This window comes from Candidatus Phycosocius bacilliformis, assembly GCF_003112735.1.
In the GTDB taxonomy this organism is placed as follows: Bacteria; Pseudomonadota; Alphaproteobacteria; order Caulobacterales; family Aquidulcibacteraceae; genus Aquidulcibacter; species Aquidulcibacter bacilliformis.
Genome location: NZ_BFBR01000001.1, coordinates 374,022 through 393,472, shown reverse-complemented (window position 1 = coordinate 393,472; position 19,451 = coordinate 374,022). Strand labels below are relative to the sequence as shown.

Sequence of the window (19,451 nt, the reverse complement as noted above, 5' to 3'; positions counted from 1 at the left end):
GCCGCTTAGGGTCTCTTCAATACATTATTTGCCATAATCTTGCCTTGCGAGGGGTAACATCCAGACACAAACCGCCTTATAAGTAAGAACATGACGACAATTGCTCTGGTCGATGACGACGAAAACATCCGCGCCTCACTCGAAATCCTGTTTCAGAGTGAGGGATATGATGTCCGCAGCTATCCTGACGGGGCAACCGCCCTACCGGCTTTAATTTCAGAGCCGCCTGATATTGCTATTCTCGACATCAAGATGCCACGGATGGACGGTGTCGAATTGTTGCGTCGGGTGCGAGAAAGCTCGGATGTGCCTGTGATCTTTCTCACGTCCAAGGATGATGAGATTGATGAGGTCATTGGCTTTTCGGTCGGGGCTGATGACTTCATCCGCAAGCCATTCTCAACCCGCCTGTTGTCTGAACGGGTCAAGGCCGTTTTGCGACGGTCGCGTCCAATCGATGCGGTTGGTGACGATCTAACCCCTGCCGAAGGCGACAAAAAGGTGGTCACCCGCGGCTCGCTCACCATGGACCCAAATCGCCACGCCTCCTATTGGAAAGGCAAGCCTGTTCGCCTGACAGTGACAGAGTTTCTGCTGTTGCAAGCCTTGGCTCAACGTCCGGGCTTTGTAAAAAGCCGCGATCAGCTGATGGATGCGGCCTATGACGACAGCGTCTATGTCGATGACCGCACCATTGACAGCCACGTCAAGCGTGTGCGCAAGAAATTCCGCGAAGTGGATGGCGAGTTCGATGCCATCGAGACGCTCTATGGGGTCGGCTATCGCTACAAGGAATCCTGACACAAAGGCTCAGCCGGCTCTTGGCAAGACCCGCCGTCGTCGGCGGCGTGGCGGCATTGCCGGCATCATCTTCATCGCCAACTTTGCCGGCATCGTCATTCTGGTGCTGGGCTCGCTTTTGTTCAATGAGTTGCGCTCGGGATTGACGCGCGCGCGCATGGACGCGTTACGGGCACAGGGATCAACCATTGCCAGCGTCTTGGCAGAGGCAGCCATTCCCGCTGATGCAGTACCCGTCCTTGATGAGGCCCGTGCCCGTGCCATCCTGCGTCGTCTCTCTCGGGAGCCGGGTGCGCGTCTGCGTCTGTTCAGCCGCGACCTAAGGCCCATAGCCGACAGCACCATTCTCGATGATATTGTCAATGTACGCGAACTGCCACCCTTGGGCCCTGCAGCGCCTGACATTACTGAAGTGGCTGGGCGAGCAGTCTCCAATGTTCGCGTCTTCATGCAAGGTGCCAGCGACGACCCCAAGAAGGCCCTCATTCGGGAAGTTTCTACCGCCTTGCAAGGCAATGTCGTGCAGAGTGAACGCTTTGATGAGGAAGGCCGCAGGGTCGTCTCAGTAACCGTACCAATCCAACGCATCCGCGCCGTTGTCGGTGCCCTGACTTTGGAGAGTGGAGACGTTAGCGAGATTGTGGAGGCGGAGCGTCGCGCGCTGTATCCCTTCATTTTCTCTGCCATTCTGGTGACGGCCATTTCGGCGACCCTGCTGGCGTGGTCCATCGCCGTACCATTGCGCCGCTTGGCAGCAGCTGCCGATAATGTGCGCCGTGGACGCGCCCAAGTGCTTGATGCTGACACCTTGCGCAAGCGCCCGGATGAAATTGGCGATCTGGCCGATGCCCTCGCGGCAATGACCTCCAGTCTGCAGGAGCGAATTGACGCGAACGAACGCTTCGCCGCTGATGTGGCGCACGAAATCAAAAACCCGCTTGCAGCTATCCGTAACGCAGCTGAACTGCTGCCGCGCGCCACATCAGCTGAAAGCAAGACGAAGCTTGAAACCATCATACTCAATGATGCCCGCCGCGTAGATCGGCTGGTTACCGATATTGCGAATGCGTCCCGGCTGGATGCTGAATTGGCGCGGGCCAGTCAGCAGAAATTCTCCATAGCTGACATGCTCGATGATTTGGTCCGCGCCTACGGCTCGATCGGTCACGCCCGTCAGGTGGAGGTGCTGGTGCGTTATGGGGATGAGACCGATCGGTTGAGTGTTAGCGGGCGCGAGGAAGCCATTTCACGCATCCTGACAAATCTACTCGACAATGCCATGAGCTTCTCCCCGTCGCCCGCCACCATCAGTTTGTCGGCACGCCGCGATGGCAAGCTAATCCGGGTTGAAGTGGCCGATGAAGGGCCAGGCATACCGGAAGAAGCGCTTCAAAGCATTTTCAATCGCTTTTATACGCATAGACCGACCCATGCTGGCGAGGAAGGTCAAGCGGCCTTCGGCAAACATTCCGGCCTTGGGTTGGCGATTGCGCGCCAGATCGCCGCCAGTCATGGTGGCTCGATTTGGGCTGAGAATCGGTCTGACCGCAGTGGCGCGCGCTTTATTCTTGAATTGCCTGCTGCTTGATCCTCATTTGGCCTGCAAGGCAGGATGAGCCAATAGGTCATGCGTGATAACCGGATAAAGCGAGGCCAATAACGTCACAGCCGCCACAATGTTAAAGATGCGCAGCTTGACGGGATCTTGCAGGAATTGGCGTAATTGCATTCCCGCATAGGCCCAAAGGCTGACAGTTGGCAAATTAATCAACCCAAACACCACCGCCACAATAACCAAACCCGAAATCGGGTCTTCACTGGGTACATAGGCCGTGACCGACATGAGAGACATTGTCCAAGCCTTCGGATTGACCCATTGGAATAGGCACGCTTGAAGGAAGGTGAACGGCTTGGCATTGGCTTGCGCATTGGGATGATCTGAACCTGGCGGGGTCGCAGTTGCAATCTTCCATGACAAGTAAATGAGATAGATGACCGAGCCTCCTTTTAGGGCTGTATAAGCGATGGGATAGGCAACAAAGACTTGCGCCAGACCTAAGCCGACCAAGACTGTCATCACCACAAACCCAATCGACACGCCGAGCATATGCGGAATCGTCCGCATGAACCCAAAATTGGTGCCTGAGGCCATGAGCATCAGGTTGTTTGGGCCCGGTGTGATGGAAGAAACGAGCGCAAAGCCGCATAAAGCGAGAAGGAGTTCTTGAGTCATGATCTTGCAAGTTTATGCGAAATTGCACGGCATGTTCTTGCAAATATGATCAATCAATAGCATTTTCTGCAAGATATGACTGATATCGATGATATTGACCGCAGGATATTGCAAGTCCTTTCCCAAGATGGGCGGATCAGCAATGTTGACTTGGCTGGCCGGGTTGGGCTGTCGCCTTCGGCTTGTCTGCGCCGCGTTCATGAATTGGAGCGAAAGGGTGTCATCGAGGGCTACCGCGCGAGGCTGAACCCAGCCGCGCTGGGCATCGGCTTTCTGGCCTATGTTACGGTAGGCCTGTCACGTCACACCAAGCAGGAACAAGCTGATTTCGAAGCCGCGATGCGGCGCGCCAGCCAAGTGCGCGAGTGTCACAATATCACCGGGACGGTGGAATATCTGCTACGGGTCGAGACAGTGGATTTGCCGGCCTATAAGCATTTCCACACCGAAGTCCTCGGTGCTTTGCCGCAAGTTGCCACCATCACGAGCTATATCGTCATGGGCTCACCCAAGGATGAGCGGGGATAAGGATCCCCTCAATAAACCCGCAGCTTTGGTGGAATGGTTGCGACGTCGTTGCTCATGGTGTTCATATGCACCGGACGATAGTCGATTTTGACCGAGCCGGTCGCCTCATCATACCATGTCAGCGTGTGCTTCATCCAATTGACGTCGTCGCGATCGGCATAGTCTTCGCGCGCATGGGCACCCCGGCTCTCGGTCCGATTGGCGGCACCATACATGGTCACCATGGCCTGGCTCAACAGATTGTCGAACTCCATGGCTTCAGCAAGATCGGAATTCCAAATCATGGAGCGATCTGAAATGGCGATATCGGGTGCGCCGGAATAGACTTTGTCCATCGCTTTGCAGCCTTCATCCAGTGACTCACCTTCCCGATATACCGCGCAATGGTTTTGCATGACCTTCTGCATTTGCAAGCGCAGCTGGGCCGTGGGCGTGCCACCCTTGGCCTGACGGAAGCGGTCGAGCCGCGCCAGATGGCTGTCTGTCATCGCATTGGTGATCTCGGGCTGACGCGCGCCGGATTGAACCGTTTCGCCACACCGCAACCCAACCGCGCGGCCAAAAACCACCAAATCGATCAGCGAGTTGGAACCCAGACGATTGGCCCCATGCACCGACACGCACGCTGCTTCGCCAACCGCCATCAAACCGGGGACAATTTGATCGGGGTCGCCGCCAACTTTGGTGAGGACTTCGCCATGATAATTGGTCGGAATGCCGCCCATGTTATAATGCACGGTGGGCAGGACCGGGATGGGTTCCTTAGTCACGTCCACGCCGGCGAACACCTTGGCGCTTTCGGAAATGCCAGGCAGGCGCTGGGCCAGAATGGCAGGGTCGAGATGGTCGAGATGCAGGTGGATGTGATCCTTGCCGGGGCCCACGCCACGGCCTTCACGAATTTCCATCGTCATGGCCCGCGACACCATGTCGCGCGGGGCGAGATCCTTTACCGTTGGAGCATAGCGCTCCATGAAGCGCTCCCCCTCTGAATTGGTCAGATAACCGCCTTCACCGCGCGCCCCTTCGGTAATCAGGCAGCCGGCACCATAAATACCAGTGGGATGGAATTGCACAAACTCCATGTCTTGCAAGGGCAATCCAGCGCGCAACACCATGGCATTGCCGTCACCTGTGCAGGTATGGGCGCTGGTACAGCTGAAATAGGCGCGGCCATAGCCGCCGGTCGCCAGAACCGTGCGTTGGGCGCGGAACCGATGCAGCTTGCCCGTGGCCAATTCCCATGCGGTCACACCGATGCAGGCCCCGGTCTCATCCATGATCAAATCGAGGGCGAAATACTCGATGAAGAATTCAACGTCATATTTCAGCGAGTTGCCATACAAAGTGTGCAAAATGGCGTGGCCGGTACGGTCGGCAGCTGCGCAGGTGCGTTGGACCGGGGCTTCGCCGTAATTGCGTGTCATACCGCCAAAGGCACGCTGGTAGATTTTGCCCTCGTCGGTCCGCGAGAATGGCACGCCCCAATGTTCGAGCTCGTAGACGGCGGCTGGAGCATTGCGGGTCAGATATTCGATGGCGTCTTGATCGCCCAGCCAATCAGATCCCTTGACGGTGTCGAACATGTGCCAACGCCAGTCATCTTCGCCCATATTGCCGAGAGCAGCCGAAATCCCGCCTTGAGCAGCAACTGTGTGCGAGCGGGTTGGGAAGACTTTGGTAATGCAGGCGGTTTTCAAACCGGCCTGGGCAGCACCCAAAGCAGCCCGCAGTCCGGAGCCACCAGCCCCAACCACGACAACATCAAACGTATGGTCATTCCACTGATATTCAGCCGTCATGGCATCAGGCTCCAACGAAGACTTTTGCGATCGACAGGACCGCGACTAGGGCTAACAGGGCAGGGATGGCTGTATTGGCCAGCAAGCATAGGGTGCGGGCCAATGGCGTGGTGATATAGTCTTCGATCACCACCTGCATCCCTAAGCGCATGTGGTAAAGGCCGGTCAATGCCAACAATGCCGTCCCTGCAGCATTAAATGGATGGCCCATCCAATGCTGAATGGCATCAAAACTGCCGTCGGTGCTGAGCAGCAAGGACAATGCAAACCAAGGCAGCAACAGGGCAAGAAATATGGCAGTGACACGTTGGTGGATGAAATGGCTGACGCCATGCTTAGCGGAACCGAGGCCACGAGCACGAGAAAGCGGTGTACGCAAGGAATTGCTCATCGTCTGCCCCTAGAAAAGAAATGCCAGCGCGAAAACAATGATGGCGCCAAGCCCGCCCGCCACGATCGTGGCCCAGCCAGATGCCGTTGCCACTTTAGGCTCAAAGCCTTTTCCCGCATCCCAAACCAGATGACGAATGCCGTTGGCGAGGTGGTAGCAGGCCGCTGCCGTGATCGCGAACAGGACCAACAAGCCTAACGGTGAGGTCAAAACGCCCATGTAGCCATCATAGCTTAAAGGCCCACTCGCCAAAGCCACCAACCAGCCGGTCAGGATCGCTGCACCAATGTACAAACCCACCCCGGCCGCGCGGTGAAAAATAGACGTCGCCATGGTGACGTGCCAGCGCCAGACTTGAAGATGTGGCGATAAGGGCCGTTTGTCTTGTGAGTGCGATCCTGCCATGTTGTCCCCACCTGTCGTGGCCAGATTATGTATGATGATCCCTGTCTGACATGGAAGAGTGCAGGCGCTTCGTCAATATTTCGACACAGGTGTCATGACATTGAATCAGCAAGACTGTCTTCTTACAGCATTGTCATCATCCCGGACGACGGAATTGGCGTAAAAGATCGTTTGACACGTTAAGCATAAATTCGCGGTGCGCTGCTACAGGCGCGCTTCCAAACAAGAACAGGTTCTCCCCATGCCCATCCGTTACGCCCTTTTGAGCAGCGTTGGTCTTGTGCTGCCTCTGGTTTTGGCCAGCCCGTTGATGGCGAAGTCGATCGACGTATCTGCTGGCCTCGATCAGCCAGCCTCGCCGGCGACAAGTCCGGCTGCGACGCCACAAACTGGTGAGGAGTCGCAAGTCGATGAAATCATCGTTCGAGCCCAACGCGGCCCAAATAGTGTGCCTGGCGACGCGGTGCCCGAGGCCACACTTAGCCCAGTCGATATTGCGGCTTTAGGCGCTTCAAACATCTCCGAAGTACTCGCAGCATTAGGGCCGCGCGCTGGCTCTGGGCGGGGACGTGGCAGTGGCCCGCCAGTCATCCTGTTGAATGGCAGACGTATTTCCAGCTTTCGGGACGTTCAGGGATTGGCTTCTGAGGCAATCCAACGGGTTGAGATTTTTCCGGAAGCCACGGCGCTGCAATATGGCTATTCTGCAGACCAGCGGGTGATCAATTTCATCTTGAAGGACAATTTCCGCGCGTTCACCACCGAACTCGCAGCAGCAACGGCCGCAGATGGCGACCAGAACCGCGGAGAGATTGATTTTGGTCTGCTGAAAATTGACCCCAAAGGCCGGTTGTCGATCAATGGCGAGCTATCCCACCAGAATGCTGTGACCGAAGCCGAGCGTGGCGTCATCCGCGCGACGACTCCCGACGCGACACGCTGGCGGACGGTCCTTCCCGAAACCAGCGCGGCCGACATCGGCATCAGCTATAATCGCAATTACGGCAAGTCGATCGGGGCGACTTTTGATGTGCGTTTTGACACGACCGACAGTGAGAGCCTGCTGGGTTTAGCATCAGGCCCGAATGATCCGATCCGACGCAAAGTGGCTGTCGATAATTCGCGTGCCGCACTGACTGTGAATGGCACGACGGAGGGATGGCAGTGGACTGTATCAGGTTCAGCAGATCGGACAGAGACTGACACCCGCACCACGTCGCTTCTGGCTCAGGCCCAAACGGCCAAATCGACGGCAACTGTTCTTGAAGCCATCTATAACACAACTGGGCCCATGATGGATGTCCCTGCCGGACCAGTGCGGGGTTCATTCCGCATCGGCTACCAAGACAGGCAGCTTGACTCCCAATCTGTTCGCAACGGGGTGACGGCCCTGTCTGATCTCAGCCGAGGCGACCTGACAACACGGGGCAATGTTTCCATCCCAATCACCAGCCGCCGTGCGGGTTTCGGCGAGCGCTTTGGAGACATTTCTCTGACCGCGAATGGCTTTTATACCGATTTGTCTGATTATGGCGGCCTGCAGGGGGGTGGATTTGGCCTCAATTGGTCCCCGATTAGTGCCTTGCGTCTGTCTCTGGCCTACGATGCCTCAGAAGCTGCTCCCAGCATCCAGCAATTGGGCAATCCGGTCATCGTAACCCCCGCCTCTGTGGTTTTTGACTTCAAAACGGGTCAAAGCGTACTGGTCAACCGCACCAGCGGCGGCAATGCCAATTTGAAAGCTGAAAGCCGCGGCGACACCACCTTCAGCGTCAATTACTCGCCGCCACAGATCGAAGGGCTCGACCTCAATCTTAGCTATGCGGTCAACACAAGTGAGGATACTGTTGCCGCCTTCCCGATCCTGACCCCGGCGCTGGAAGCGGCTTACCCGAGCCGGTTCAGCCGCAACTCTGGCGGCACTTTAACGGCCATCGATCAGCGCCCGATCAATTATGACAGCGCAGATAGCACTATTCTGCGCTATGGCTTCTCCTTCTCCAAGGGCTTTGGCCCACAGATTGGGCGGGGCGGTGGCACGAATTCCGGCGGCACCGCTGCCAGCGGTCGGCCGCCAGTCCCCGCCCCCCAAGCCCCTTCCAACCCACCGGGTACCCGCCCCAATGGGAGCCAAACAGGCCCAGCCGCTGGTCAGCGGCCCACGTCGGCTGGACCTCAGACCGGAGCGCCGACAGGTGGCCCCGCAGGTGCGGGCGGCATGCGAGGAGGACCACCACCAGGGGTCTTCTTTGGCGGAGGTCCCGGCGGCTTTGGCGGTTTTGGCGGTGGCCCTGGAGGGCCAGGCGGTCAGGCTGGGCGCTGGAGCATTTCGGTCTTCCACACCATTAAGCTTGAAGACAGCATTCGGCTGGCCTCCAATTTGCCAAAGCTTGATTTGTTGGACGGTGCCGCCGTCGATGATGCAGGCGGTAGCCGCCGTCACTCTGTCGAGTTCAACGGGGGCTGGGCCTATATGGGTGTAGGTTTCCGATTCTTTGGTGACTGGCGTGGTGAGGGTAAGATCATCGGCAGCACGACGGGTGTGCCAGGTGCCACAGACCTCTATTTTGACGATGTCCTTACCTTTAACTTGAGGGGCTTTTTGAGTTTTGACGCCCGTCCAAAATGGGTGAAGCAAGCGCCATTTCTCAAAGGATCACGACTTGTCCTGCGCGTCGACAATCTGACCGATTCTGTTCAAGAGGTCCGTGATGGCGCTGGCAGGACCCCAGAGGCTTACCAGAGGGCTCTGTTGATTGGGCGCGGTCGCTCGGTTGAATTGGGGTTCCGCAAACAATTCTAACGCCGACAGGCCCTGCGCGGCGAGATTGACTTATCCGCTTGGGGTCTGTAACAGCCCGCGTTCAATTTTCTCACTGATCAAGGCGGTCGTCCGCCAGGAGTAACTGCCGTGAAACGTACGTTTCAACCATCTCAACTCGTCCGCGCACGCCGCCATGGTTTCCGCGCCCGTATGGCCACCAAGGGCGGCCGTTTGGTGTTGTCGCGTCGTCGCGCCAAGGGTCGTAAGCGCCTGAGCGCTTAAGGGCGTCTGGCGGACGGGGCAGCTGATTGTCTGCATGTCCATGTCTGTGCGCCAACCCCCTGTAATCCAAGCGCCCTTGATTGACCGCCTGACGGTTCGTCATCAGTTTCTCCACGTCGCCCAGGGTCGAAAGGCTTCTGGGCGATTTGTGTTGTTACAGGCCAATCACCCAGCCGATGTGTCAGGGCAATCCCGCAGCCGGATCCGTTTCGGGCTGACCGCGTCAAAGAAAGTGGGCAATGCTGTGACACGAAACCGCGCCCGTCGCCGGCTGCGTGCTGCCATGCTATCGCTTTTGCCGCTTCATGGCAGGCCCGGCATGGACTATGTTGCTGTTGCCCGTACTGCAAGTGTGACAGCAGATTGGACTGCCTTGCTTGACGAGCTTACCGCCCTGTTCTTAAGGCTGTCGTCGAAATCGGCTCATCCGACAGAACCATCGCCTAACGCCCAAGCCTAGCAGCTGAGAGCAAGGACCCTTATGTCCCGACCACCCATCACTCCACCACCCACTGCGCCCGACACAAAGAATTTGGCGATTGCCATTGCCCTGTCCTTAGCCATTCTTTTGGGTTTCCAGTATTTCTATGAAATGCCGCGGGAAAAGGCGCGTCAGGTTGAGCTGGCCCAGAAGCGCGCAGCCGAGGCGACAGCCCAAAAGGCAAACGCGTCTGCATCAGCCAATACGGCTGCTGCGACAACAACGGGTGAGGGCGCTGCCAGCGTTGTTGGTCAGGTCGACATCGAGAGCCAGAATGTGCGCATCCCGGTTGAGACGGCTGGCGTGCAGGGGACAATCTCGACCCGCGGCGGGCGTTTCAATGATCTTGTCCTCAAGCGTTACAATGACACGCTCAAGAAAGATGCCAAGCCGGTCACCCTGTTATATCCCCAGTCCACCGCCGATGGCTATTATGCTTTCTTCGGCTTCTCGGCACCTGATGGCAATGCTGGTGTCCTGCCCGGACCCAATACAGTTTGGCAGGCCGCGCCTGGCCAGACTTTAACACCCAAGACGCCAATCACCCTGACGTTTGATAATGGTCAGGGTCTGGTCTTCACCCGTGTCATCAAAACAGATGAAGACTATCTGTTCACCATCACCGACACGGTGGCCAATAAGGGGGCTAATGCCGTCAGTCTGCAGGCCTATGGTGCGTTGCGTCGCCACACCAAACCCAAAGAGCCACCCAATGGCATCAATCATGAGGGTACAGTCGGGGTATTTGACGGCAAGCTTAAATTGATCAGCTATCAAAAGCTTGAAAAGGGTGAAGCGCTCCAACAGGCGTCGACCGGCGGTTGGTTAGGCTTCACGGACAAATATTGGTTGACCGCCCTAATCCCCGATCAAAAGTCGAAGATCGAGGGGGCTTTCAAGGTCACCCAATTGCCGAACGAAGAGGTTTTCGAGGTCAATTTCCTTGCAGCCCCGGAGACTTTGGCAGCAGGCCAGTCGATCACCACAACACGCCACCTCTATGCCGGGTCCAAGCGGGTCTCGCTGTTGGAACAGGTCGGCAAAAAGCTGAACCTGCAGCGTTTCGATGACGCGGTGGATTGGGGAATGCTGTGGTTCCTGACAAAGCCCTTCTACATCATGCTGATGTTCTTTAACGGGTTGATCGGCAACAATATTGGTGTAGCGATTTTGATGGTCACAGTGGTGGTGAAAGTTGTCACCTTCCCCTTGGTTTATTCAAGCTACAAGAGCTTTGCTAAGTTGCGTGACCTCGCCCCAAAGATGGCTGAGATCAAGGAACGCTTTGCCGCGGACGTGCAACGTCAGCAGCAGGAAACGATGAAGCTTTACCAAACGGAGAAGATCAATCCGGTCGCAGGCTGCGTCCCAGCTCTGCTACAAATGCCGATCTTCTTTGCCTTGTTCAAAGTATTGTCCATCTCGCTCGAATTGCGCCATGCGCCCTTCTATGGGTGGATCCATGATTTGTCGGCCAAAGATCCCACAACGATCTTCAATCTGTTCGGCTTGTTGCCATATGATCCAACTGCTTTGCCAGTGATTGGCGGGTTCCTTGCCATCGGGGCGTGGCCCATCTTGTATGGCATTTCCTTCTGGTTGCTACAGAAGATGCAACCCACCGCCACCGATCCGATGCAGGCCCAGATTTTTGCCTTGATGCCCTGGATTTTCGTCGTGGTGTTTGCGGGCTTTAGTTCTGGTCTGGTGATTTATTATACTTGGTCGAACCTTCTCACCATCGTGCAGCAATATGTGATCTCGCGCCGGTCAGGCACGTCCAATCCAATCGATGAGTTCTTTGCCAGGCTTGGCAAGAAGAAGACGGCCTGAACATGGCTGACGGCACACCAGCCTCCGGCAGCCAGTTGTCACCCGGTGAGCGGCTGTTCCGGCTGGAGCCGCGCTTCCTGTGGGCGGCCAAGACGATGGCAGACCTGCCCCCAATGGGCGCACCAGAGATTTGCTTTGCCGGACGCTCAAATGTCGGCAAATCTAGCCTGGTTAATGCTTTGGTTGGTCGAAAGGGCTTGGCCCGGGCAAGTTCGGAGCCTGGCCGGACGCGCGAGTTGATCTTCTTCACCTTGGCCGGAAAAGACGAAGTGGAACGTGTGCGAATCGTCGATCTGCCAGGCTATGGCCATGCTGTCGCCTCCAAGACCGAGATTGCGCGCTGGAACATCGCTACCAAAGACTTTCTGCGCGGCCGAGCCACATTGAAGCGCGCCTTCGTCCTGATCGACAGTCGCCACGGCGTCAAACCCAATGACCTCGAGGTTTTGAGCATGCTCGACAGTGCGGCCTTGTCCTACCAAATTGTCTTGACCAAGGTCGACAAGCTGAAAAAGGGTGAGCTGGATGCGGTCATCAGCGCGACCCAAGAGGTGCTGAAGAAGAGGCCGGCGGCCCATCCCGACATTCTTCCCGTCTCCTCACACGAGCAGATAGGGATCGGTCGCCTGCGCGATGAAATCGCCTCTCTTTCTGTGATCGACGCTTCCTAGACCAGCCGTTATTAACCTTTGATCGGAAGATGGGCTTGACAAGGCGTGCCGATCGCCTTCATCCGATAGCGCGCTAAAGCATGTATTTTGTTGTGACTTGATGCTAAGTTGTGGCATCGCGATAGATATGGTGCGTAAAATTCCCAGTTCACGTTTGACGCAGATTTAAGGAATTTCTGTCACTTTTTGATCCAGCCCCGACGTGCACGCAGGGCTGAGGATGATAACGTTTGCAGGCTCGATTTGATCAGTGTGTTCGATTTTTCCACCCAGACTGTGAGAACCAGTCCGGCGCGCCAATCGTTGTGAGGATAAGTCGTGATTGGATGACCACGCGGATGGGTCTGCCATGACGGAACCCGCTGAGAGCCTTGTCCTAGCTGCAAAGTCTGATCTTGCGCGCGTTCTGGTCGTGGACGATGATCCCATTCTGCGTGAATTTGCCATTGGCCACCTGAGCGCTGATGCGGTCGAGGTCCTTGTGGCCGCAGATGGCCTCATCGCGTTGGAGATGATGGCCAAGCATGATTTCGATGTGGCCCTCGTCGATCTCGACATGCCCAATCTCAATGGATTTGAACTGATGGAGGCGATGGGCAAAGATCCGCGCCTCTCGGCAATACCCGTTGTGGTGATTACGGGTCGCGACGATATTGAGGCCATTGATCTTGCTTATGCCGCTGGGGCGACCTCATTTGTGGTCAAGCCAATCAATTGGCGGCTTATCACCTATCAGTTGGCTTATGTGCTGCGCAACAGCCGTTCTGAAGCAGCGATCCGTCAGGCCCGTGCTGCCGCCGAGGCCGCCAGCAAGGCGAAAAGTGTCTTCCTTGCAAACATGAGCCATGAGATTCGGACACCCCTCAATGGTGTGATTGGTCTAGCAGGGGCGCTGAGCCGGACGGACTTGACCGCCGAGCAATCAGAAATGGTTGGTTTGATCCGCCAGTCTGGCCAGACATTGGAGCGTTTCCTAACCGACATTCTAGATGTCTCAAAGATTGAAGCCGGAAAATTGACCCTGCAAGTCGACACCTTCGACTTGCATGATGCCATTGAGGCGGCGGTACATTTGATGCAAACAGCCGCCGCGGAGAAATCGCTGCGGTTCGGCTTGACCTTTGGACCTCATGCACGCGGGCTGTTCAAAGGTGACGTGGTTCGTATTCGTCAGATCATCTCCAATCTTGCTTCCAATGCCGTCAAGTTCACGCCTCAAGGTGAGGTCGCTGTGGCGATAGATGTGGTCGAGCCTGACTATGAGGGTGATGCTGCAACATTGCAGATCAAAGTGACTGATACAGGCATAGGTTTTGACACTGAGGCGCGCACACGCTTGTTCAATCGGTTTGAGCAGGCTGATGGCTCCATCACCCGCCAATTTGGTGGCACGGGCCTTGGGTTGTCGATCTGCAAGGCCTTGGCCGACATGATGGGCGGATCGATTGCCGTCGTTTCGGCCCCCAATCAGGGCTCGACTTTTCTTGTCAAATTGCCACTTCATCGGGCCATGCCCCTCGAGGCGTTTGACGCACTCAAAGCAGGCGCGCGCGCCGCAGAAGTCAAACCCGAACCCAAAAGCGGCGCTCAAAAGCTGCTGCGCGTCCTATTGGCCGAAGATCATCCGACCAATCAGCGGGTCGTTGCCATGATCCTGGAGCCTTTAGGCGTTGATCTGACTGTTGTTGAAAATGGTGTCAGGGCTCTGGAAGCCTTTCAGGCCAATTGTTTTGATATCGTCTTGATGGATATGCAGATGCCGGAAATGGATGGTCTGAAAGCCACTCAAGCGATCCGGGCGTATGAATTAACCCAGAATGTGCCGCGCACACCTATTGCCATGTTGAGCGCCAATGCCATGCGGGAGCATGTAGACCAAGCCTTGGCGGCCGGTTGCGATGTGCATATCTCCAAGCCGATCACGCCAGAATCGCTTGCCCGCGGTATCGAGGCCGCCCTTGCTCGTGCGCAGCAAGCCGCCGATCATAATCCCATTTGGTCAGATGAGCGGCTGGCTTTAGCCAGCTTCTAAGGCTTAATCGACCAAATCGAGTTCCGGTGCGGCGTGCAATTGAGTGGCGGCTGCGGGCAAATAGCACGATACTGTGACGCCCTTGGCATTGGGTGAAGCCAGCGAAACCCAGCCGCCGTGAAGTTCGACAAAGCGTTTCACCAAAGCCAAACTGACCCCAGCCCGGCGATTACCATCGGCAAAGCCCTCAAAAGCCGACGCCTGACGCGCCATATCAATCCCGGGTCCGGTGTCTGACACCCACAGCCGAACTGTATCGTCAAAGCGACGCGCGCCGATCGTGATCGTGTCACCCTTGCCGGTAAAGCGTTGAGCATTGGACACCAGATTGAACAGAATCTGGCGGATCCGCGCCTTATCTGCTCGGATAATGCCGGCATTGTCGTCGCAATCGACTAATATCCGCACCTGATCATTGACTGAGTTGGTTCGCGCCATTTCTGCGGTGATGTCCAAAGTCTCCGCCAAATTGACATCGCCCAGATCGAGCGACATCTGGCCCGCATCAATCATGGCGAGATCGAGAATGTTTTCGATCAGCTTTTCAAGTTGGCTCGAAGCGGTGCTGATGGCTCCCAGATAATCGATTTGAGCATCGGTCAGGCTGCCGCCAACCCCGGCCGCCAGCAATTCCGCATAGCCGCCGATCGTGGTCAGTGGTGTGCGCAATTGATAGCTGACATTGCGCACAAATTCGGTCTTCAGCCGATCGGCATCTTGGAAAGCGGCTGCCTTATCGCGCAGAGCTGCCTCAATCTCGCGGTCAGCAGTCACATCGGCGAAGGCAGCCAAGGTTGCCCCATCGGGAAGTGGTCGGGTAAGCCATGTCAGGCAAGTTCCATCCGCACAGACAAATTCGCCCTGCTTTTCCTGTCGCGCGCGCGGCGAGGGGTCTGAGATACGGGCTTTAAGCTCACTCCAGAAAGCCGGGTCACGATGGACCAGTATCGCTTGTTCAGCCACACGGTCGAACTCTGGCAGGGCATCAAGAAAGCCCTTATCGAGCCCCCACATGCGCGCAAAGGCGCTGTTGGCCAGTGATAGCCGTCCGTCGGCGGTAAATACCGCTACGCCTTCTCCCAATTTGTCGAGCGTTGCGCGTTGAACTTCGATCAATGTCTTGAAGCGAGCCTGCAGGCCCATTTTGTCTGAAATATCCTCAAACAAGATCAAAAGGCCCCCGGAGGGCTGACGTTGGCGGGCGACACGCAGGATCCGCCCGTCAGGCAGGGTCCAGGTCTCATCCGGGATCAGGCCAGGCTCCTGATAATGCGACAATTCCTTAGCCTTCCAGGCGGCAAAATCGCGCATGGCAGAGATCCGCGCCGACTGGCGCAGTCGATCAAGCCATTCACCATGGGTCGGTTTGTCGTTCAGCCAAGCTTCTTCCAAGCCCCAGAGGTTGGAGAAAGCGCTGTTATGCGTGGTCAGACGACGCGCTGAATCAAAGACGGCCACCGCATCGGTTAGGTGGTTCAGGGTCTCTTCATGGGCGCGTGCTTCGCGTGCCAAAGTATCGCGGGTCTCGATCTCCTCGGTCACGTCAAAGGCAATCCCAGAGGCCCCGTCGTCGGCGGGAAACAAATGGATGCGCAGCATGCGTCGCTTGCCATCAATGGTCACAGCCCGTGTATGGGTTGAGGGCTGGCCTTTGGCCGCCAAAACAGCATCATCGCGTGCCTTTGGGTCCAGCGCACTATTACGCGCACGACCATCCTCCAGATCGCTGGCTTCAACCGCCTTGAGATAGGCTTCATTGGCCCACAACAGCGCCCCTTGGCTGTCGGTTCGCCAGGCAGGGAAGCTTGCTTGACCGGCACCTGCCAGATCGCCAGCTGATGCACCAGGCGTTACCCAGACAATGGCTTTTGCTCCATGGGGCTTGCCCATGACCTCCAAGCCCAAGATCGACAAGGTGAATGCTTCACCCCGCTGGCGTAACTGGGAAAGCCTGATCCCCAGCTCTGGTGAGGCTGCCACAAGGGCTTCAAGAATCTCGAATGTGCTGGGTTCTTGAGTTGGGTCCGCCGGTACGAGGTCGAGGCGCTTCAGGAGCGCCATGCGGGTGGAACTGTCAGCCTCTTCCTCGGGTGCACCCCATCCTGTTCCGTCATCCTGGTCAGGCCAAACCAAAGCCACAGAGCCAGATGCAGCAATCGCGGCGCTGGCACGTTGGCTCGAAACCGGCAGTCGACGTTGCTTGCCATAGCGATAGGCAAGAAAACCTGCCGCGGCCGCAGCCCCCCCTGCGGTCACGATATCTTGCCCCCACTGGGCCAAAAAGCCGGTCACATCCAACGGCACGTTCTGCACCCGATCACAATGCCCGATCCACCTCGTGAATCACTTATTAAGTCTAGGCTAAGATTGGTTAACAAAGATTAACGACTCGGCCGAGATCAGGGTCTTGGATGCAGCATCTGCAGCGATTTAACTGCTGATCCCGCCCATATAGACATATTTGAGTTCGAGATATTCTTCCACGCCATGGTGGGAACCTTCCCGACCCAGACCGCTTTGTTTGATGCCGCCAAAGGGCACACCTTCAGAGGATGTTAGACCCGAATTGACCCCTACAATCCCGGTTTCCAACGCTTCGGCCACTCGGAAAGCACGGGCCAAATCGCGTGTATAGAAATAGGCTTGCAAGCCAAAGGGCGTGTCATTGGCGGCGGCAATCACGTCGGCCTCTGTTTGGAAGCAAAAGATGGGAGCGATCGGCCCAAAGGTTTCCTCATGAGCAATCTTCATCGCCGAAGTAACCCCGGTCAGCACTGTGGGTTCGTAAAAGGTGCCTCCCAGCGCACTCACCCTGCCACCCAATGCAATGGTCGCACCTTTGGCAACCGCATCGGCGACATGGCTCTGCACCTTCGCAAGGGCGGCCTGATTGATGAGGGGGCCTTGGGTCACGCCCGCCTCTGTGCCGGGACCGACCTTCAGAGCGGCAACCTTTTCGGCCAGACAGGCCACAAAGCGATCATGCACACCCGCCTGTACATATATCCGGTTCGCACACACACAGGTCTGCCCCATATTGCGGAATTTCGATGCCAACGCCCCCTCGGCTGCAGCCTCAATATCGGCATCTTCAAAGACGATGAAGGGGGCGTTGCCACCCAGCTCAAGGCCCAATTTCTTAACCGTATCAGCACATTGGCGCATCAATAGCTTGCCCACAGGGGTTGAGCCGGTAAAAGAAAGGCCGCGTACAACCTCGCTGGTGCACCATGTTTGGCCAATGGCTGCCGCATCCCCGGTGACTACATTAAATACCCCTGATGGCACACCAGCGCGCACGGCAAGCTCGGCCAATGCTAAAGCGGTGAAGGGGGTTTCAGGCGCTGGCTTCAGAACCATGGTGCAACCGACCGCCAGAGCTGGACCGACCTTGCGAGCAATCATGGCCGCTGGAAAATTCCACGGCGTAATGGCAGCCACCACGCCCAGCGGTTGGCGCAGGACCAAGATTCGCGCATCGGCCTTGGGCGAGGGCAGGGTTTCGCCATAAATGCGCTTCGCTTCTTCGGCATAAAACTCGATAAATGAGGCTGCGTAAGCGATTTCCCCCCGCGCCTCGGTCAGTGGTTTGCCCTGCTCGGCGGTCAGGATCTGGGCCAGATCCTCTTGATGGTGCATGATTAAATCGTGCCAGCGGCGCAAAGTTGCGCTGCGCTCTTTCGCAGTGGCGGCCCGCCAAGCCGGGAGAGCTGCCTGTGCGGCCTCGACCGCTTCTGCAGCATGTTCAGCACCCAGATGCGGCACATTTCCCAGAACAGTTCCGGTGGCCGGGTTGAAAATGGCCTCTGACGCGTCGCCAACCCAATGCCCATTGATCAGGCATTGGGTCTTGAACAGGGTGGGATCAGCAAGTTTCATGGCACGGCCTCCTCAGCCGGGGCGATGGGTTCATGGCAATTTATCACGCAGCGCATACCAAGACATGGCAGCAGTCAGCATGGGCCAGCGAAGCGCCCGCCCACCAGGAAAGGGGGGCACGGGCAAGCGGGCCAGCACATCATATTCACTGTGCCGCTTCAACACGCATGCGGCCAGAATGCGACCGAAATAGGGGGCCAACACAACGCCTTGTCCTGAATAACCGGATGCCGATAACAAGCCAGGCTCTAGTTCACGCAGATAGGGCAGGCGCGTCGGGGTAATTCCAAGGGCCCCGCCCCATGCATGACTCACGCGGACCTGTTTGAGGCTTGGATAGATTTTGACCAAATTGGCCTTCACGAAGGCCTCTACATCGCCCGGCCAGCTTGGCGTGTATTTTTCACCGCCACCAAAAATCAGCCGATGGTCAGCCGTTTTGCGCCAATAATTGACGACAAAGCGAGTATCCATCACCGAATCGCGCTGCGGCAAGATTGGGCTGTCACGCTCGAGTGGCTCGGTCGCAATCATAAAGCTACCAATCGGCAGGACACGGGCTTCAACCTCTTTGTGGATACCATCAAGATAGCCGTCGCCGCACAACAAAACATGGTCGGCAATAATCTTTCCCGTAGCCGTTCTGGCAAAGCGTTTGGCACCGTGTTGACCCACTTCTAGGACTTGGCTGCCTTCATGCAGAACAGCCCCGGCAGTCACGGCCGCCTCGGCTAGACCAAATAGCAGCTTTAGAGGATGCACATGGCCTGCTGACGGATCGCGCCAGCCACCATGATAGACTGATGTTCCCAGCGCCTCGGCAACCTGATCCCGGTCGAGCCGCTGGGGCATTACATAGCCATATGTTTCAGCCATATGGGCGGCATCATTATCGAGGGCTTGCATCATGCCTGGTGTGTGGGCGGCAAAAATCTGGCCGGGTGTCCAGTCTGCGTCAATGCCAAGCTGATTGATCCGAGTGAGGAGGTCAGCCTTGGCGGCTTCCGACAGCGCCCAAAGTTTGCGTGCATCTGCCAGTCCGACCCGAGCCTCGAACCAAGCCTGATCATGTCGCCAGCCCGAGCATGCAAGCCCACCATTGCGACCCGATGCCCCGGCTCCAACCTGATTGGCCTCCAGCACGACGACCTGGAGGCCGTGGGTTGCCAGATCAAGGGCGGCGGAAATGCCGGTAAAGCCTGCACCGATGATAACCACATCAGCCTGTCTGGTCCCTGCCAACGGACGTGTTGCCCGAAAGTGGCGGATCGCAGAGGCATGATACCAGCTGTCAGGCGCGCTCGCGGCGGCACTGACATGGCGTGATGGGGTATTCACCGAGTGCATTT

Annotated in this window: 16 protein-coding genes; 9 read left to right on the top strand and 7 right to left on the bottom strand. The window is 57.0% G+C overall.

Annotated features, from left to right (window positions below; all coding sequences use genetic code 11):
* Window positions 1-90: 90 nt before the first annotated feature.
* Both PbB2_RS01935 and PbB2_RS01930 read left to right on the top strand, forming a co-directional pair.
* Window positions 91-801 (top strand): response regulator transcription factor, encoded by a 711-nt coding sequence (locus PbB2_RS01935; protein ID WP_108983589.1) that lies wholly within the window; start codon window positions 91-93, stop codon window positions 799-801.
* Window positions 752-2,389 (top strand): sensor histidine kinase, encoded by a 1,638-nt coding sequence (locus PbB2_RS01930; protein WP_192576112.1) that lies wholly within the window; start codon window positions 752-754, stop codon window positions 2,387-2,389. Before PbB2_RS01935 ends, PbB2_RS01930 begins: the two co-directional genes overlap by 50 nt.
* Window positions 2,390-2,392: 3 nt before the next feature.
* On the opposite strand, the gene PbB2_RS01925 is transcribed toward PbB2_RS01930, so the two are convergent.
* Window positions 2,393-3,034 (bottom strand): LysE family translocator, encoded by a 642-nt coding sequence (locus PbB2_RS01925; RefSeq protein ID WP_108983587.1) that lies wholly within the window; start codon window positions 3,032-3,034, stop codon window positions 2,393-2,395.
* Between the two features lie 75 nt (window positions 3,035-3,109).
* Between PbB2_RS01925 and PbB2_RS01920 the strand changes: the two genes are divergently transcribed.
* Window positions 3,110-3,562, top strand: a complete 453-nt coding sequence (locus tag PbB2_RS01920) for an Lrp/AsnC family transcriptional regulator (RefSeq protein WP_108983586.1) — start codon at window positions 3,110-3,112, stop codon at window positions 3,560-3,562.
* A gap of 8 nt (window positions 3,563-3,570) precedes the next feature.
* Here the strand turns inward: PbB2_RS01920 and sdhA are convergent, their stop codons facing one another.
* Genes sdhA through sdhC form a run of 3 tightly spaced genes read right to left on the bottom strand, consistent with a single transcriptional unit; the run spans window position 3,571 to window position 6,160 of the window.
* Window positions 3,571-5,364, bottom strand: a complete 1,794-nt coding sequence (gene sdhA / locus PbB2_RS01915; protein ID WP_108983585.1) for a succinate dehydrogenase flavoprotein subunit — start codon at window positions 5,362-5,364, stop codon at window positions 3,571-3,573.
* Window positions 5,365-5,368: 4 nt separating this feature from the next.
* Window positions 5,369-5,755: a succinate dehydrogenase, hydrophobic membrane anchor protein gene (sdhD, locus tag PbB2_RS01910; RefSeq protein WP_108983584.1), complete on the bottom strand. Its 387-nt coding sequence runs from the start codon at window positions 5,753-5,755 to the stop codon at window positions 5,369-5,371.
* Between the two features lie 9 nt (window positions 5,756-5,764).
* Window positions 5,765-6,160, bottom strand: coding sequence for a succinate dehydrogenase, cytochrome b556 subunit (sdhC, locus tag PbB2_RS01905; protein WP_108983583.1), 396 nt, complete (start codon window positions 6,158-6,160; stop codon window positions 5,765-5,767).
* A gap of 241 nt (window positions 6,161-6,401) precedes the next feature.
* Here sdhC and PbB2_RS01900 point away from each other — a divergent pair, with 241 nt between their 5' ends.
* From PbB2_RS01900 to PbB2_RS01875, 6 genes are all read left to right on the top strand, one after another.
* Window positions 6,402-8,963 carry a TonB-dependent receptor gene (locus PbB2_RS01900; protein ID WP_108983582.1) on the top strand — a complete coding sequence of 854 codons (2,562 nt, stop codon included), beginning with the start codon at window positions 6,402-6,404 and terminating at the stop codon, window positions 8,961-8,963.
* A gap of 108 nt (window positions 8,964-9,071) precedes the next feature.
* Window positions 9,072-9,206 (top strand): 50S ribosomal protein L34, encoded by a 135-nt coding sequence (gene rpmH / locus PbB2_RS01895; protein WP_108983581.1) that lies wholly within the window; start codon window positions 9,072-9,074, stop codon window positions 9,204-9,206.
* 40 nt (window positions 9,207-9,246) lie between these two features.
* Entirely contained in the window at window positions 9,247-9,666 is a 420-nt protein-coding gene (rnpA, locus tag PbB2_RS01890; RefSeq protein ID WP_238164802.1) for a ribonuclease P protein component, read from the top strand.
* A gap of 21 nt (window positions 9,667-9,687) precedes the next feature.
* A complete protein-coding gene (gene yidC, locus PbB2_RS01885) occupies window positions 9,688-11,520 on the top strand; it encodes a membrane protein insertase YidC (RefSeq protein ID WP_108983579.1) in 1,833 nt (610 codons plus the stop codon).
* Window positions 11,521-11,573: 53 nt separating this feature from the next.
* The gene (gene yihA, locus PbB2_RS01880; protein WP_420887448.1) at window positions 11,574-12,191 is read left to right on the top strand and encodes a ribosome biogenesis GTP-binding protein YihA/YsxC; all 618 of its coding nucleotides are present in this window, start codon (window positions 11,574-11,576) and stop codon (window positions 12,189-12,191) included.
* A gap of 349 nt (window positions 12,192-12,540) precedes the next feature.
* On the top strand, window positions 12,541-14,223 hold the full coding sequence (locus PbB2_RS01875) for a hybrid sensor histidine kinase/response regulator (RefSeq protein ID WP_108983577.1): 1,683 nt from the start codon (window positions 12,541-12,543) through the stop codon (window positions 14,221-14,223).
* Window positions 14,224-14,226: 3 nt separating this feature from the next.
* Here PbB2_RS01875 and PbB2_RS01870 read toward each other — a convergent pair whose 3' ends face one another.
* The 3 genes from PbB2_RS01870 to PbB2_RS01860 form a co-directional block, all read right to left on the bottom strand.
* Window positions 14,227-16,527: a sensor histidine kinase gene (locus PbB2_RS01870; protein ID WP_108983576.1), complete on the bottom strand. Its 2,301-nt coding sequence runs from the start codon at window positions 16,525-16,527 to the stop codon at window positions 14,227-14,229.
* A gap of 126 nt (window positions 16,528-16,653) precedes the next feature.
* Window positions 16,654-18,102, bottom strand: coding sequence for an NAD-dependent succinate-semialdehyde dehydrogenase (locus PbB2_RS01865; RefSeq protein WP_108983575.1), 1,449 nt, complete (start codon window positions 18,100-18,102; stop codon window positions 16,654-16,656).
* Between the two features lie 30 nt (window positions 18,103-18,132).
* A complete protein-coding gene (locus tag PbB2_RS01860) occupies window positions 18,133-19,449 on the bottom strand; it encodes an NAD(P)/FAD-dependent oxidoreductase (RefSeq protein ID WP_108983574.1) in 1,317 nt (438 codons plus the stop codon).
* Window positions 19,450-19,451: the final 2 nt, after the last annotated feature.